This window comes from Dethiosulfatibacter sp. (assembly GCF_983023055.1).
In genome coordinates, this window is sequence record NZ_CEZJXU010000422.1 from 1 (window position 1) to 1,840 (window position 1,840).

Here is a 1,840-nt window from a genome sequence, read left to right on the forward strand (position 1 = left end):
GAATCGAATTTTTCCACAATATGTGTCTTGTTGAAGAGCCTGATTTCAGTTTTGTTTTTACTTGGATTGTCGAGTAGATCATATGCCTGCAAATCTACATAGCTGATATTAGTAATATCATATGTTATGTTTTTGAACTTCTCGAGAAAGAGCTTATTTGCTTCTTTAACCTGTCCAGCCCTGTTGGTAATGATAAGATACATGTTTATTGAATCGAATAATCTAAGAAAAAAGTAATTATCCATAAATCCTCCTGTAAACAAAAGTTTCGCAGCAAAATGAATTTGCACTGTTTATATAGTAACAGGCAAAATGAGTTTGCGCAAGGGAAGTGTTTTTTTGAAAAAACGTTGAAATTATGTGGATTTCATAAATAGAAAAGTTGGCACGTTATTTGCTTTATATAATTGCATAATCAATAAGTTGATATTTGGAGGAAAGAATTAGACGAAATTATTTGGAGGAATTTATATGAAAGCAGGATTTGAACAATTGTGCACACCAAAAATGAGGGTGTTGTCGGATTCACAAATAAGGGAAATATTCAATGCAGCATGTGAAATACTTGAAACTACAGGAATGAAAATAGAGTGCAAGGAAGCGCGGGACATGCTTCACAGCCACGGGGCAACAGTCAATGGAAACATTGTTAGGATTCCGTCAAACCTTGTTCAACAGGCTATAAGAACCATGCCTAAAAGAATAACTTTGGCAAACAGAGAAGGGGAAAGAAAGATTTTCCTTGAAGGACATAAATCATATTTTGGATGCAATCCTGACAATCCTGAGTACTATGACCCTTACACAGGTGAAAGAAGACCTATGACAAGCAAGGACGGAGCAGATATGGCAAGAGTTATAGACTATCTTCCAAATATCGACTTTGTTTTAAATGCATGCTTCAGTTCGGATGTGCACCAAGATGTTGCCGATAGAGTAATAATCAGAGAGATGATGTTCAACATGAGAAAGACTATAGGATTCAGCTGCAAGGATGTTGATTCTTTGCAGGATATCATCGATATGGGAGCAATTATTTCTGGAAGTCATGAAGAATTACAGGCTAATCCATGGATGTTTCATATACAGGATCCTATCAGTCCTTTGGTACATGAAGAAAACACATTGAAGGAAATCAAACTTTGTGCAGAAAACAGATTCCCTCTAGTATACTATCCGATGCCAATGGCAGGAGCTACAGCACCTGCAACAGCAGCAGGACTTCTTGCGCAGAACCTTGCAGAATGCTTCGTTGGACTTGTATACCACCAGCTTGTAAATCCAGGGGCACCAATTATCCACGGTGGTGTTGCATCAATAATGGATATGAAGACAACAAGATTCTGCTACGGTGCTCCTGAAACATTCCTTCAGATTGCAGCACTTACAGATATTCTTCATTACTACGAAATACCTGTATGGGGAACAGCAGGACCTCTTGATGCCAAAACTCTGGATCAGCAGGCTGCAACTGAGATGGCATTCGGGTACCTCATGGCAGGACTAAGTGGACAAAACCTTGTACACGATACAGGTCTCATGGATCAGGCAACAGTTACATGTCCTGAAATATTAATACTTGCAAACGAGCAAATATCCATGGTCAAAAAGATTATGGAAGGAGTAGAGGTTAATGAAGAAACCATAGCTCTTGATGTAATTAATCAGGCAATGACATCTGGAAGCTTTCTTGCTGAAGAACATACTCTTAAGCACTTTAGAAACTTCTGGCAGCCTACACTCTTCGACAGGTCAACTGCAAAGGTTGTAGAGAAGTCAATAACACAGAAGCTTAATGAAAAGGCAATAGATATAATAGAAAACCACGAAGTGCCTGAAC

At 38.5% G+C, this 1,840-nt stretch carries 2 protein-coding genes; one reads left to right on the top strand and one right to left on the bottom strand.

Going from position 1 to position 1,840, the window contains the following annotated elements; translation table 11 throughout:
• Positions 1–245, bottom strand: a 245-nt coding sequence (locus AC3AX0_RS11895; RefSeq protein ID WP_487550497.1) for a hypothetical protein, incomplete at its 3' end; no start/stop codon positions are given.
• A gap of 226 nt (positions 246–471) precedes the next feature.
• Between AC3AX0_RS11895 and AC3AX0_RS11900 the strand changes: the two genes are divergently transcribed.
• On the top strand, positions 472–1,840 hold a 1,369-nt coding region (locus tag AC3AX0_RS11900; protein ID WP_487550498.1), incomplete at its 3' end, for a trimethylamine methyltransferase family protein.